Raw genomic sequence first — 13,919 nt, forward strand, 5'->3', positions numbered from 1 at the left:
CCCCGTCCCCACCGAGAGAGCAGCGCCTTCAACGTGTCAGGAGGGTCCGCCCACCTGTGACGTGACACCCCACCCGCGCAGCTCCTCCCTGAGCGACCGCTGGAACGTCGTCAGCAGCGCCTGCACCACGATCGGGTGCATGTGGGCCGACAGCGACCGCACGTCCTCGGTGTCCCGCTCCGACACCTCGCCGCGGAACAGCTCCGCCAGTTCGTGCGCCGCCACGCGCGCGTGCTCCACGAGCACGTTCCGCGCCGCGAGGATCGACTCCTGGGACAGCGGTACGTCGAGCAGCCGCACGCCGAGCCGCAGCAGCCCCGCGTCGAAGCGGTAGCCGTCGCCGTCGGGCTGTACGACGCCCATCGCCGCGAGCCGCTCGATGTCCTCCTCGGACAGCCGCCGGCCGGCCCGCTCCTCCAGCTCCGGCCGGTCGGCCGACTCCACGGTGTCGGGCGCCCAGGACGCGACGACCGCGCGGTGGATCGCGAGGTCGTGCGGGCTCAGGTCGGCCGGCAGCTGCCGCAGATACCGCTCGATCGCGGCCAGCGTCATCCCCTGGTGCTGGAGTTCCTCGATGAGCTCCAGCCGGGCCAGGTGCTCCCTGCCGTAGTGGCCCACGCGGCGCGGGCCGATCACCGGCGGCGGCAGCAGCCCCCTGGTGCTGTAGAAGCGCACGGTGCGGACCGTGACGCCCGCACGCGCCGCCAGCTCATCGACGGTGAGGGTCGGCTTCCCGGTGTCGGTCGTCATGTGCAGCAGTATCGCTGTCTCACCAGTGCTGTGAAACCTCGCGCGCACCCTTCTCGATCACTCGCGCACACCCGCCCCGCTCCTGTGACATGCCCCGCTGTGTGAGGTCCGCCACCGCGTGACCCGCGTGGTTCGGGGGAAGGTGGCCCCTTGGTCTGTGCCTCCACCCGAGCGCACAGGCCATCCGTACGTCAGGACACCGAGCGCGACCCGCTCGGGCGCCCCCAGCACCAGAGAGTGGTACCACCTGTGAGCAAGGACGCCGTGGACACGGCAACAGCCACCGAGGCGGCCCGGACGCCCGCGGACGCGGGTGACGCCGGCTACAGCAAGGACCTCAAGGCGCGCCACGTCAACATGATCGCCATCGGCGGCGCGATCGGCACCGGCCTCTTCCTCGGCGCCGGAGGACGCCTCCACAACGCCGGCCCGGCGCTCGCGATCGCCTACCTGGTCTGCGGGATCTTCGCCTTCTTCGTCGTCCGGGCGCTCGGCGAACTCGTCCTGTACCGCCCGTCCTCCGGGTCCTTCGTGTCGTACGCGCGCGAGTTCCTCGGCGAGAAGGGCGCCTACGTCGCCGGCTGGATGTACTTCCTGAACTGGTCGACGACCGGCATCGCCGACATCACCGCGATCGCGCTCTACACGCACTACTGGAGTCTGTTCACCGACATCCCGCAGTGGACGCTGGCCCTGATCGCCCTCGCGGTCGTCCTCGCCGTGAACCTGATCTCGGTGAAGATCTTCGGCGAGATGGAGTTCTGGTTCGCGATCATCAAGGTCGCCACCCTGGTCGGCTTCATGCTGGTCGGCATCTTCCTGCTGGCCACCCAGCACGAGGTGGGCGGTACGACCCCCGGCGTGCACGTGATCACCGACAACGGCGGCGTCTTCCCGCACGGCCTGATGCCGGTCGTCCTCGTCATGCAGGGCGTGATCTTCGCGTACGCCGCCCTGGAACTGGTCGGCGTCGCCGCGGGCGAGACCGCCGAGCCGGAGAAGGTCGTCCCGCGCGCGGTGAACTCGATCATGTGGCGGGTGGGCCTGTTCTACGTCGGCTCGGTCGTCCTGCTCGCCCTCCTGCTCCCCGGCTCGGTCTACTCGGCCGACGAGAGCCCCTTCGTCACGGTCCTGTCGAAGATCGGCGTCGAGGCTGCGGGCGACGTGATGAACCTGGTCGTCCTGACGGCGGCGATGTCGTCCCTCAACTCCGGCCTCTACTCCACGGGCCGCATCCTGCGCTCCATGGCGACGGCGGGCTCGGCCCCCAAGTTCACCGCCCGCATGAACCGCAGCCAGGTCCCCTACGGCGGCATCCTGCTCACCTGCGCGGTGTGCGTGCTCGGCGTCGGCCTCAACTACCTCATGCCGAGCCAGGCCTTCGAGATCGTGCTGAACGTCGCCTCCCTCGGCATCATCAGCACCTGGGTGATCATCATGGTCTGCCATCTGGTCTTCGTGCGCCGCGCGCGGGCCGGCCTGGTCACCCGCCCCTCCTTCCGGCTGCCGTTCAGCCCGGTCACGGAGATCGCCACGATCGCCTTCCTGCTGGCCTGCCTCGGCATGATGGCGAACGACCCCGAGGTCGGCCGCAAGACCCTGCTGCTGATCCCGGTGATCGCGGCGATGCTGGTCGCCGGCTGGTACGCGGTCCGGCGTCGGGTGGAGCGCACGACGGACCGGGAGCTGACCGGGCTCACCGAGTAATTCAGGGGCCGTTGTCAGTGGCGGCCCCTACGGTGGCGTCATGTCGGGGATCACGTATGTCCGGGGTGACGCCACCGTTCCGTCGGTGAAGGGCGTCAAGGTGATCGCCCATGTCTGCAACGACATCGGGGGATGGGGAAAGGGCTTCGTGCTGGCGCTGTCGCGCCGCTGGCCGGAGCCGGAGGCGGCGTACCGCGCCTGGCACCGCGGCCGGTCCGGCAACGACTTCGGGCTGGGTGCGGCCCAGTTCGTCCAGGTCGAGCCCTACGTCTGGGTGGCCAACCTGGTCGGGCAGCGCGGCATCCGCACGGGCAGCAAGGGCGTCCCCGTGCGGTACGAGGCGATCGACGCGGCGCTGGGACGGCTGGCCGACAAGGCCGTGGAACTCGGGGCCTCGGTCCACCTGCCCCGGATAGGGTGCGGTTTGGCCGGGGGCAAGTGGTCCCGCGTCGAACCGCTGATCGCCGAGCGGCTCGTACGACGCGGGATCGCCGTCACGGTCTACGACCACGGCGACTGACGGGACGGCAGGAGGCGGCATGGACCTCATTCCGGTGAAGATCGGCCCGCTGAACCCCCAGGTCCAGGATCTGGCGGTCGGGGTGGTGCTGTTCGCCGTCTGCTTCCTCTGCCTGGTCCCGCTGCTGCGCCGGATCAACCGGGTCCTGGAGGCGCGCGAGCAGGCCACGGACGGGGCCATGGGGAAGGCCGAGCGGCTGCGCGCGCTGGCCGAGGAGAAGCGCGCCGAGATCGAGGCCGAGCTCGCCGACGCCCGCCATGACGCGGCCCGTACCCGCCAGCGGGCCGAGGCGGAGGGCGCCGCGCTCATCGCCGAGGCCCGCGCCGAAGGCATACGCGAACGCGACGAGCTCCTCGTTCAGGCGGCCGCCCGCATCGACTCCGACCTGGCCGCCGCGCGAGCCGGACTCCAGGAGTATCTCCCGGAGTTGGCGGCGGACCTGGCGAGCCGGGTGCTGGGGGAGCCGGTGGGCCCGGACGCGCCGACGCGCGCGGCGGACGCGTGGTGAACGGGGCGCGGAGCGGTGCGCATCGCGAGCCGGTCCCCGCAGGTCTCGACGCGCACCGCACGGATTCCCTGTGCGGTCCCGAGAGCGGCGCGCACAGTACGGCGGAGGTCCGGAGGTCCCCTCAGGGATGAGCCCCGTGAGCGTCCGTCCCGGGCGCCGACACGCGCGGCGCGGCGAACACCCTCGGTAACCGGATCAGCCGCGTGCCGCGAACACCCGTAGCAGGCACTCCGTGAGCCGGCTCGCGATGCTCCCGTCCGGATCGAGCCGCGGGTTGAAGATCGTGACGTCCAGCCCAACCGCACCGGCATCGGAGAGCGCCGTGCGCAGGACGGTCTCCAGCTCCTCCCAGCTCAGCCCACCGTCCAGCCGGTGGTCCACGGCGGGCATGACCGCGTCGTCCAGCACATCGACGTCGAGATGCACCCAGTACCCGGCGCCGCCGCCCCCACCCGTCAATGCCTCCACCGCCTGCCGCGCCGCCGCACCCGCCCCCAGCTCCCGCACCCGGTCGAGGTCCAGCGCGTGGAGTTCCTCCGGCAGCGGCTGCACCCCGAACACCGCCATCTCCGCCTGGTCCCGGAAGCCCAGCGCGACGACGTCCTCGTCCCGCACCAGCGGCCCCAGCCCCTCCAGATCGGCGAGGACCGCGGGCCCGCGCCCCGTGGCCAGGGCCAGCTCCATCGAGGTGACCTCACCCACCGGGTCCGCCTCGGGCTGGTAGAAGTCGGTGTGGCCGTCGAGGAACAGCAGGCCGTGACGCCCCCGGCGGCGCAGCGCGAGCAGATTGCCGAGCAGAACGCTGCAGTCGCCGCCCAGCACCACCGGGAACCGCCCGTCGTCCAGCACCCCGCCCACCGCGTCCGCCAGCCGTACCGCGTGCTCGGCGATCCCGGCCGGATTGAGCACCCCCGTCTCCGGGTCCCGCTCCGGGTCGTACGGGCCGGTCTCCACCCTGCCCGCCCCCGCCGCGCCGAGGCCGTCGGCCAGACCCGCGTCGAGCAGCGCTCTGGGCAGCTCCTCGACGCCGGTCGGCCGCAGCCCCAGCACGGACGGTGCCTCGATGATCGCGACGTCCCGCACTCCGACTCCCTCATCAGGCGGCGCCGGTCGGCCCACGCGTCCGGCGACGTGGGCCCACCGTAGACCGCGACAGGGCGCGGAGCGCAGCAGCGCCCACGTCCGGCGAGGCGCCCCACGCCGCCTTCCGAGTACCCGTTCTAGTGCTCGTGCACGTCGTTCGTCGCCGCGATCTTCTTCCACGACTTCGGCTGCCGCGGAGCGGCCGAAGCCCCCGCGGCCGAAGCCTTCGCGATCGAGGCGGCCCGCGCCGCCGGTGCGGCCGGCTTCGTCGGCTGGAACAGCCAGGTGTCGAAGAGCGCCGACAGCGACTGCCCGGACACGTCCTCCGCGTACTTCTGGAAGTCGGCGACCGAGGCGTTGCCGTACGCGTACTTCTGCGGCCAGCCCTTCAGGACCGCGAAGAACGCGTCGTCGCCGATCTCGTTCCGCAGCGCCTGGATCGCCAGGGCGCCCCGGTCGTAGACGGCGATGTCGAACTGGTTGTCCGGCCCCGGGTCACCGGGCTTCACCGTCCAGAACGGGTCGTCGGCCGGGTGCGAGGCGTACACGTAGTCCGCGAGCTCCTGCGCGGTGCCCTCGTCCTCGTGCTCGGACCACAGCCACTGCGCGTACCGCGCGAAGCCCTCGTTGATCCAGATGTCCTTCCAGCCGGACACCGACACCAGGTCGCCGTACCACTGGTGGGCCAGCTCGTGCACGACCACCGACACGTTGGAGCCGTTAGCGAACTGCCGCGGGCTGTAGTACGGCCGGGTCTGGGTCTCCAGCGCGTACCCGGTGGTGGTGTCGGGGACGTACCCGCCGAGCGCGTTGTAGGGGTACGGCCCGAAGTACTCGCTCAGCCAGTCGGCGACCTCCCCGGTCCGCTCGATGCTGGCCCGCGCGGCACCGTCGTTGGCGCCGAGATCCTTGCTGTAGGCGTTGATGACCGGAATCCCGCTCTCGGTCGTCCCGGTCGTGATGTCGAACCTGCCGACGGCCAGCGTCGCGAGATACGTGGCCTGCGGCTTGTCGGAGCGCCAGTTCCAGCGGGTCCAGCCGAGGCGTGAACTCGTCGACTGGAGCGTGCCGTTGGAGATGGCCTGGCTGCCGTCCGGCACGAGCACGGACACGTCGTAGGTGGCCTTGTCGAGCGGGTGGTCGTTGCTCGGGAACCACCACCAGGCCGACTCGGGCTCGTTGGCGCCGACGCCGCCGTCCGGAGTGCGGTGCCAGCTGGTGAATCCGTACGCCTGCTTCGACGACGGCACCCCGCTGTAGCGGACCACGACCGTCACCGAAGTCCCCTTCGGCAACGGCGACTTCGGCGTGATCTCCAGCTCGTGCTCGCCGGACGTGGTGAACGACGCCTTCGCGCCGTTGACCCGCACCTCGGAGACCTCCAGCAGGAAGTCCAGGTTGAAGCGGGACAAGTCCTGTGTGGTGCGGGCCAGAAGGGTGGCCGTGCCCTCCAACTCGTCCGTCGCGGGCTGGTACTTCAGCCGCAGGTCGTAGTGGGAGACGTCGTATCCGCCGTTGCCGTAGGCCGGGTAGTAGGGATCGCCGATGCCCGGGGCGCCAGGGGAGTAGCTCGCGGCCGATGCCGGGATCGCCAGCAGGACGGACGCGGCAGCGAGTGCGCCCGGCGCGATGATTCTGCGGTGCACGAAAGCTCCAAGTCGTAGGGGCACGAAGTCTGTTCGAAGCCTATTCATCACCTGTGGACCCAGGCGTGTCCACGCCCCCTCCTGTCACACGATCGCCATTCGGCCGTCATGAGCGCTCCCACGCACCGCACGCGTCGAACGGCCCCCTTTTGCACAGGAGTTGACCCATGTACCGTCCGCGCCATGCCGATACGCACGCGCTTCACGATCTGGAGACCGCTCGCGACGGCGGCCACCGCCGCCCTGCTGGCCACGTTCCTCACCCCCGCAGCCGCACAGGCCAAGCCGCGGGAGAGCCAACCCGTCTACTCCTACGCCGACGCCGTACGCGAGGCCGTCTGGGTGGACACCGGCCTCGACGGGGACGGCGACGGCAAGAAGGACCGCGTGGCCGTCGACATCGTCCGCCCCCGCGAACCCGCCCAACAGGGCCGCAAGGTTCCGGTCATCATGGACGCCAGCCCGTACTACTCCTGCTGCGGGCGCGGCAACGAGAGCCAGAAGAAGACCTACGACACCAGCGGCAACGTCGTCCAGATGCCGCTGTTCTACGACAACTACTTCGTGCCGCGCGGCTACGCCTTCGTCGGCGTCGACCTCGCCGGCACCAACCGCTCCGACGGCTGCGTGGACGTCGGCGGCCGCTCGGACATCCTCTCCGCGAAGGCCGTCGTCGACTGGCTCAACGGCCGCGCCAAGGCGTACACCAGCCGTACGGGCACCACAACGGCCAAGGCCACCTGGACCAATGGCGCGACCGGCATGATCGGCAAGAGCTGGGACGGCACCATAGCCAACGGCGTCGCCGCGACCGGCGTCAAGGGCCTGAAGACGATCGTCCCGATCAGCGCCATCTCCTCCTGGTACGACTACTACTTCCAGCAGGGCGCCCCGCTCTACGACTCCGGCCCCGACTGGCTCTCCGACTACGTCGACAGCCCCGACGCCCGCGCCAAGTGCGCCGCCGTCCAGCAGAAGATCGTCGACGGCGCCCCGCGCACCGGCGACTGGACGGGCTTCTGGACCGAGCGCGACTACGTCAAGGACGCGCGCAAGGTGAAGGCCAGCGTCTTCGCCATCCACGGCCAGCAGGACCTCAACGTCCGTATGAAGCACCTCGGCCAGTGGTGGGACGCGCTGGCCAAGAACGGCGTCGAGCGCAAGATCTGGCTCTCCCAGACCGGCCACGTCGACCCCTTCGACTTCCGCCGCGCCACCTGGGTCGACACCCTGCACCGCTGGTTCGACCACGAACTCCTCGGCTATGACAACGGCATCGACCGCGAGCCGATGGCCGACATCGAACGCCACCCCGACCAGTGGGTGACGTCGAAGGTCTGGCCCCCGCGCGGCACCGCCACCGCCACGCTGCGCCCCGCCCAGGGCACCCAGCCCGGCGTCGGCACCCTCGGCCTCGCCAAGGGCTCCGGCACCGCGACCTTCACCGACAACCCGGCGCTGAGCGAGACCGACTGGGCCGCGCAGATCGACAGCGCCACCCCCGACAAGGCGGGCTTCACCACTGGCGCGCTCACCAAGGACCTGCGCATCTCCGGCTCCTCCAAGGTCACCGTCACCGCCACGCCCACCACCGCGACGGCCCACCTCTCCGCCGTCCTCGTGGACCTCGGCCCGAACACCATCCGGGACTACGCGGCGAGCGGCGAAGGCATCAGCACCCTCACCGACCGCACCTGCTGGGGCGCCGGCACCGCGGGTGACAGCGCCTGCTTCAAGGTGACCCAGGCCAAGACCGCCGACGTCGACTACGAGGTCGTCAGCCGCGGCTGGGCCGACCTCGGCACCTACGCGAACCCCGGCAAGGGCGTCCCGCTCACCCCGGGCAAGGCATACACGATCACCCTCGACCTGGCCGCCACCGACCACGTCGTCCCGGCCGGCCACCGGCTCGCCCTGATCGTCGCGGGCACGGACAAGGACCTGATCGACCCGCCGTCCACCACGCCCACCCTCACGCTGGACCTGTCCCGCACGAAGGCGCGCGTTCCGCTGGTCGGCGGCGCCCCGGCCTTCGCGCGTGCCACCGACGGCGCCGCCACCGTCGTACCGGAGGCAACGGAGCTCGACGGCGTCCAGGCGCCGCGATCCCTCCAGCGCGTCCCGGAGTAATCCGACATCGACGGTTGAAAACCGAGTCATTCGCGGTACCTGTGGTAGGCCGTATCCATGGGTTTCGGGAGAAGGTGCCGCGAATGACGGAAGATGTGAAGAAAAGGGGTAGCGGGGAAGGCACGGCAGGTCTTCCCCGCGACCACACCACCGACCGCGTGGTGTTCGGTGTCACCGCCGTCATCACCGTGGCCTTCGTCATCTGGGGCTCCACGGCGACGGACTCGCTGGAGAGCGTCTCGACGAAGATGCTCAACGGCCTGATCAAGAACGGCGGTTGGGCCTTCATGCTGGCCGCCTCCAGCTTCGTGGTCTTCGCACTGTGGCTCGCGGCCAGCCGCTACGGCCGCATCCACCTCGGCGCCGAGGGCGAGGAGCCCGAGTTCCGCACGGTGTCGTGGGTCGCGATGATGTTCAGCGCGGGCATGGGCATCGGTCTGATGTTCTACGGCGTGAGCGAACCCCTCGCCCACTACACGACCCCGCCGCCGGGCACGAACCCCGCCGACTCCGGTGACCGCATGGAGACGGCGATGGCGACCACCCTCTTCCACTGGACGCTGCACCCCTGGGCGATCTACGCGGTCGTCGGCCTCGGCATCGCGTACAGCACCTACCGCAAGCGCCGCCGCCAGACCATCAGCGCCGTGTTCACCCCGCTCATCGGGGAGCGGCACGCCGAGGGCGGCGTCGGCCGGGTCATCGACATCCTGGCGATCATCGCCACCATCTTCGGCTCCGCGGCCTCCCTCGGCCTCGGCGCGCTCCAGATCGGCTCCGGCTTCCAGGAGTTGGACTGGATGGACGACGTCAGCACCGGACTGCTCGTCGCGATCATCGCCGTGCTCACCCTGGCCTTCGTCGCCTCGGCTGTCTCGGGCGTCGAGAAGGGCATCCAGTGGCTGTCCAACACCAACATGGTGCTCGCCCTGATCCTCGCCGTGTTCGTGTTCGTCGCCGGGCCCACGATCATCGTCCTCGACCTGCTGCCCACCTCGGTCTTCTCCTACCTCGGCGACCTGCCCCAGCTCGCCGGCCGCACCGAGGCGAGCGGCGGCAAGGGCGTCGCCGACTGGCTCGGCAGCTGGACCGTCTTCTACTGGGCCTGGTGGATCTCCTGGACGCCGTTCGTCGGCATGTTCATCGCACGCATCAGCCGCGGCCGCACCATCCGCCAGTTCGTCGGCGGCGTCATCCTCGTCCCCAGCACGGTCAGCCTGATCTGGTTCGCCGTCTTCGGCGGTACGGCGATGAAGCTGAAGGAGGGCGGCGCGCTCGCCGGCGAGAACACTCCCGAGGGCCAACTCTTCGGCGTGCTCCAGGAGTTCCCCATCGCCACCGCCACCAGCCTGCTCGTCATGATCCTGGTCGGCATCTTCTTCGTCTCGGGCGCCGACGCCGCCTCCATCGTGATGGGCACCCTCTCCCAGAAGGGCGCCCTCGAACCCGGCCGGTTCGTCGTGGTGTTCTGGGGCATCGTCACCGGCGCCGTCGCCGCCATCATGCTGCTCGTCGGCAGCGGCCAGGGCGACGCCCTCACGGGCCTGCAGAACCTCACGATCCTCGCCGCCGCGCCCTTCGTCCTCGTGATGATCGGCATGTGTGTCGCCCTCATGCGAGACCTGCGCCGCGACCCGGTCATCGTGCGCGGCGAGATGGGCTCCGAGGCCGTCGAACTCGCCGTGATCGAGGGCCACAAGAAGTACGACGGCGACTTCGAGATCAAGGTCGGCCCGGGCCCGGGCACGGAGACGGAGGGCGACCCGCTGGGCCACGACCACGGCTGAGCAGGGCAGTTCAGGGGGAGGCCAGGCTTGCCGCCTCCTCCGCACACCCCCACGCCACCGTCACACCCGCCCCGCCGTGCCCGTAGTTGTGTACCAACACCCGCCCGTCCGGCAGGAGTTCACGCTCCAGCCGGACCGCGTCCCGCGCCGGCCGCAGCCCCACCCGATGCCCCAGCACCCGCGCCCCCGCGATCTCCGGCCGCAGCGCCGCACACCGCCGTACGATCGCCTCGGCCACGGCCGGATCCGGCTCCGTCGACCACACGCCCTCGACCGCGGTGCCGCCCAGCAGCAGCCGCCCCGGCTGCGGGAAGAAGTACGCCATCTCCCCGTCGGCGCCCGTCGACACCACCCACGTCCGGATGCCCGGGTTCTCCACCACGACCAACTGCCCCCGCACCGGTACCATCGCCGCGTCCGCCACCAGCTCACGCGCCCCGAGCCCCGTGCAGTTGACCACCACGGGCGCCTCGACCTCTGCCAGATCGGACACCGTACGCGTCTCGACCACCCCGCCCGCGTCCTCGAACCGCCGCCGCAGCCACGGCAGATGGGCCGCCATGTCGACCAGCGGCAACCGCGCCCACAGCCCGGTCCCGGCGTACTCCTCGGCGGTGACCGCCCGCAGGCCGGGCAGCCGGGCGGTCAGCCGGTCGAACCCGTCGTCCAGCTCCTCCTCGCCCAGTACCCCTTCGACCATGCGTACGCCGGTACGGTCCGGGTCCGCCGCCAGTTCCTCGTACACGTCCAGCGAGCGCAGCGCCCACGCCCGCGCCGACGCGATCGGCCTGATCCGGTACGGCCACCACAGCGCCCCGGCAACCGCCGAGGTGGTCCGCTCGACGGGGTCCCGCGTCCACACCCGCACCCGGCGCCCGCGCTCGGCCAGCACCACGGCCGTCGTCAGCCCGATCACGCCCCCGCCGACCACCACGACGTCACTGCTCAGCTCACCGTCCACGACCGAAACGTAGCGGAATGTGTCATGCCGTGCTCAGAGGGCGCTTCCTGCGGGAATACTCGCAGCATGTCTGCCGAGTACGCGACCTTCGGCCTGGCCCCGGCGATGCGTGCCGGTGGCGTCCTCGTCAACGGTGACTACCAAGTCCACCGCGACTTCGTGGACTTCATCGTCGACGGGCGACCGTTGCTCTTCCAGCTCTCCGACCTCGACGCCGTCTCCCCCCTCGCCTCGGACGTACCACCCTCGATCTTCACCGCCCAGGTCCGCAGCCTCCTGCTGGAGACGGACGCCCCGCTTCCGGACGGGCGCTATGTCATCTACGGCTGCCCCGAGTGCGAGGACCTCGGCTGCGGTGCCGTCACCGCCGTCATCGAGAAGGAGGGCGCCGACTACATCTGGCGGGACTTCGCCTGGCAGACCGACGAGCGGGCCGACCTGGAGCTCAACGGCTACCACGGCATCGGCCCCTTCCGGTTCCGCGGCACCGACTACCGCGCCGCCCTCGACTCCCTGCTCACCTCCGACACCGCGAACCCACGCCGCCGCGTCCTGCTGATCGGCGCCCGCGTCGCCCTCCTCGCCAAACTCGCCGCCGCCCTGCGCACCATCGGCATCGGCGCCGACATCGCCCACGACGCCGACGGCGTCCCCGCCGACGAACTGCGCGGCTACGGAGCCGTCGCCTTCGGCCGGGCGATCGGCGAGGAGCAACGTGCCTCCGTGCGCCGCGCCTTCGACCGCGCGGGCGTGGACGTGACCTACGTGAACGGACTCGCCCCGATCGTCCCCCTCCTCGTCGCCCAGATCGAACACGCCCTCGACCGCAGCCCCGAGGAACAGCGCCGGCTGACCCGCCTGGTCGCCGCCGACGGCGAGGCGGGCGTCGAGGTCACCTCGCCCTGCCGGGTACGCCTCACCGCGTACCGCCTCGACCGGCTCTTCCGCACCCACGCCCAGGAGGTCTTCGACGGCGTCCTGGAGGCGGGCCGGCACCGGATCGCCCTGGACGCGAGGGCGGTGAAGGGGGAGGCGTTCGTGGTGGCGCGGACGTCGGGGAGCGTGCTGGTGGAGGCGATGACGCACTGACCGGGAGCCGCGGCGAAGCCGGGGCGGATCGACCGGCCGGCCTCGCTAAAATCGATCCCCTGATGACTGCCACCCTCGTCGCCAAGAACCTCGCCGCCGGCCACGGCGACCGCTCCCTGTTCACCGGGCTCGACCTCGTCGTCGCGCCCGGTGACGTCATCGGGCTGGTCGGCGCCAACGGCGCGGGCAAGTCCACGCTGCTCAGGCTGCTCGCCGGGCTGACCGCACCGGAGGAGGGCGAGCTCCGGCTCTCCCCGCCGACCGCGACCGTCGGCCACCTCCCGCAGGAACCGGAGCGCCGCCCCGGCGAGACGATCCGCGCCTTCCTGGCCCGCCGCACCGGCGTCGCCGAGGCCCAGCGGCTCATGGACGAGGCGACCCAGGCCCTCGTCGACGGCGCGCCCGGCGCCGACGACGCCTACGCCACCAGCCTGGAGCGCTGGCTCGACCTAGGCGGCGCGGACCTCGACGAGCGCGCCGAGGAGATCGCCGACTCCCTCGGCCTGGCCGTGGACCTCGACCAGCCGATGACCTCCCTGTCCGGCGGCCAGGCGGCCCGCGCCGGCCTCGCCTCCCTGCTCCTGTCCCGCTACGACGTCTTCCTCCTCGACGAGCCCACCAACGACCTCGATCTCGACGGCCTGGAGCGCCTGGAACGCTTCGTCGGCGGCCTGCGCGCCGGCACCGTCGTCGTCAGCCACGACCGCGAGTTCCTCACCCGCACGGTCACCAAGGTCCTCGAACTCGACCTCGCCCAGGGACAGATCAACCTCTACGGCGGTGGCTACGAGGCCTACCTGGAGGAGCGCGAGGTGGCCCGCCGGCACGCCCGCGACGACTACGAGGAGTACGCCGACAAGAAGGCGGCCCTCCAGGACCGGGCCCAGATGCAGCGCTCCTGGATGGACAAGGGCGTCAAGAACGCGCGCCGCAAGGCGAACAACGACAACGACAAGATCGGCCGCAAGTTCCGCAGCGAGGCCAGCGAGAAGCAGGCCGCGAAGGCCCGTCAGACCCAGCGCATGATCGAACGCCTCGACGCGGTCGAGGAACCCCGCAAGGAGTGGGAACTGCGCATGGAGATCGCGTCGGCTCCGCGCTCGGGGGCGGTCGTGGCGACCCTGCGCGACGCGGAGGTGCGGCGCGGCGACTTCACGCTGGGCCCGGTCTCCCTCCAGATCGACTGGGCGGACCGGGTGGCGGTGACGGGCGCGAACGGCGCCGGCAAGTCGACCCTGCTGGCGGCTCTGCTGGGCAGGGTGCCGGTGACCGCCGGGCAGGCCTCCCTCGGCTCCGGCGTACTCGTCGGCGAGGTCGACCAGGCCCGCAAGCTGTTCCACGGCGAGGAGACCCTGCTGGACGCCTTCGGCGCGGCCGTCCCCGACACGGAACCGGCCGAAGTCCGCACCCTGCTGGCCAAGTTCGGCCTGAAGGCGGACCACGTACTGCGCTCGGCGGCGACCCTGTCACCGGGCGAGCGCACCCGCGCCGCGCTGGCGCTGCTCCAGGGCAGAGGCGTCAACCTCCTGGTCCTGGACGAGCCGACCAACCACCTGGACCTACCGGCGATCGAACAACTGGAACAGGCCTTGGACGCCTACGAGGGCACGCTGCTCCTGGTGACACACGACCGCAGAATGCTGGACGCGGTGAGGGTGACGCGTCGCTTGGAGGTCAGTGCAGGCAAGGTGACCGAAACGCCGTAAGGGGCGCGGGGAACTGCGCGACCAGCCACAAC

At 71.1% G+C, this 13,919-nt stretch carries 11 protein-coding genes; 7 read left to right on the plus strand and 4 right to left on the minus strand.

Annotation, left to right across the window (positions count from 1 at the left end; genetic code table 11):
* Positions 1 to 36 precede the first annotated feature (36 nt).
* Positions 37 to 750 (minus strand): MerR family transcriptional regulator, encoded by a 714-nt coding sequence (locus tag CRP56_RS35495; protein ID WP_179851197.1) that lies wholly within the window; start codon positions 748 to 750, stop codon positions 37 to 39.
* A 249-nt stretch (positions 751 to 999) separates the two neighbouring features.
* Between CRP56_RS35495 and CRP56_RS35500 the strand changes: the two genes are divergently transcribed.
* From CRP56_RS35500 to CRP56_RS35510, 3 genes are read left to right on the plus strand one after another with little or no spacing between them, the layout of a single operon-like run.
* Entirely contained in the window at positions 1,000 to 2,457 is a 1,458-nt protein-coding gene (locus CRP56_RS35500; protein ID WP_097271055.1) for an amino acid permease, read from the plus strand.
* Positions 2,458 to 2,497: 40 nt separating this feature from the next.
* Entirely contained in the window at positions 2,498 to 2,977 is a 480-nt protein-coding gene (locus tag CRP56_RS35505) for a macro domain-containing protein (protein ID WP_097271057.1), read from the plus strand.
* 19 nt (positions 2,978 to 2,996) lie between these two features.
* A complete protein-coding gene (locus CRP56_RS35510; protein WP_097271059.1) occupies positions 2,997 to 3,485 on the plus strand; it encodes a F0F1 ATP synthase subunit B family protein in 489 nt (162 codons plus the stop codon).
* A 195-nt stretch (positions 3,486 to 3,680) separates the two neighbouring features.
* On the opposite strand, the gene CRP56_RS35515 is transcribed toward CRP56_RS35510, so the two are convergent.
* Together CRP56_RS35515 and CRP56_RS35520 are read right to left on the minus strand one after the other, a co-directional pair.
* Positions 3,681 to 4,568, minus strand: a complete 888-nt coding sequence (locus CRP56_RS35515; RefSeq protein ID WP_097271061.1) for an arginase family protein — start codon at positions 4,566 to 4,568, stop codon at positions 3,681 to 3,683.
* 137 nt (positions 4,569 to 4,705) lie between these two features.
* The gene (locus CRP56_RS35520; protein ID WP_179851198.1) at positions 4,706 to 6,214 is read right to left on the minus strand and encodes a M1 family metallopeptidase; all 1,509 of its coding nucleotides are present in this window, start codon (positions 6,212 to 6,214) and stop codon (positions 4,706 to 4,708) included.
* Positions 6,215 to 6,397: 183 nt separating this feature from the next.
* Here CRP56_RS35520 and CRP56_RS35525 point away from each other — a divergent pair, with 183 nt between their 5' ends.
* A complete protein-coding gene (locus tag CRP56_RS35525; RefSeq protein WP_097271065.1) occupies positions 6,398 to 8,344 on the plus strand; it encodes a Xaa-Pro dipeptidyl-peptidase in 1,947 nt (648 codons plus the stop codon).
* Between the two features lie 83 nt (positions 8,345 to 8,427).
* Positions 8,428 to 10,131: a BCCT family transporter gene (locus CRP56_RS35530; RefSeq protein WP_097271067.1), complete on the plus strand. Its 1,704-nt coding sequence runs from the start codon at positions 8,428 to 8,430 to the stop codon at positions 10,129 to 10,131.
* A gap of 10 nt (positions 10,132 to 10,141) precedes the next feature.
* On the opposite strand, the gene CRP56_RS35535 is transcribed toward CRP56_RS35530, so the two are convergent.
* Positions 10,142 to 11,092 carry an FAD-dependent oxidoreductase gene (locus tag CRP56_RS35535; RefSeq protein ID WP_097271069.1) on the minus strand — a complete coding sequence of 317 codons (951 nt, stop codon included), beginning with the start codon at positions 11,090 to 11,092 and terminating at the stop codon, positions 10,142 to 10,144.
* 66 nt (positions 11,093 to 11,158) lie between these two features.
* Here CRP56_RS35535 and CRP56_RS35540 point away from each other — a divergent pair, with 66 nt between their 5' ends.
* Both CRP56_RS35540 and CRP56_RS35545 read left to right on the plus strand, forming a co-directional pair.
* Positions 11,159 to 12,181, plus strand: a complete 1,023-nt coding sequence (locus CRP56_RS35540) for an oxidoreductase (RefSeq protein ID WP_097271071.1) — start codon at positions 11,159 to 11,161, stop codon at positions 12,179 to 12,181.
* 62 nt (positions 12,182 to 12,243) lie between these two features.
* Complete coding sequence (locus CRP56_RS35545) at positions 12,244 to 13,887, plus strand: ABC-F family ATP-binding cassette domain-containing protein (protein ID WP_097271072.1); 1,644 nt, start codon at positions 12,244 to 12,246, stop codon at positions 13,885 to 13,887.
* Positions 13,888 to 13,919 lie beyond the last annotated feature (32 nt).

The sequence above is a fragment of the Streptomyces sp. TLI_55 genome (assembly GCF_900206255.1).
GTDB lineage: Bacteria > Actinomycetota > Actinomycetes > Streptomycetales > Streptomycetaceae > Streptomyces > Streptomyces aquilus.

Excerpts from the sequence above, each read along its gene's own strand:
- CRP56_RS35510 (WP_097271059.1), top strand. The coding sequence starts at position 2,997 with ATGGACCTCATTCCGGTGAAGATCGGCCCGCTGAACCCCCAGGTCCAG.
- CRP56_RS35545 (WP_097271072.1), top strand. The coding sequence starts at position 12,244 with ATGACTGCCACCCTCGTCGCCAAGAACCTCGCCGCCGGCCACGGCGAC.
- CRP56_RS35495 (WP_179851197.1), bottom strand. The coding sequence starts at position 750 with ATGACGACCGACACCGGGAAGCCGACCCTCACCGTCGATGAGCTGGCG.
- CRP56_RS35505 (WP_097271057.1), top strand. The coding sequence starts at position 2,498 with ATGTCGGGGATCACGTATGTCCGGGGTGACGCCACCGTTCCGTCGGTG.
- CRP56_RS35540 (WP_097271071.1), top strand. The coding sequence starts at position 11,159 with ATGTCTGCCGAGTACGCGACCTTCGGCCTGGCCCCGGCGATGCGTGCC.
- CRP56_RS35525 (WP_097271065.1), top strand. The coding sequence starts at position 6,398 with ATGCCGATACGCACGCGCTTCACGATCTGGAGACCGCTCGCGACGGCG.
- CRP56_RS35530 (WP_097271067.1), top strand. The coding sequence starts at position 8,428 with ATGACGGAAGATGTGAAGAAAAGGGGTAGCGGGGAAGGCACGGCAGGT.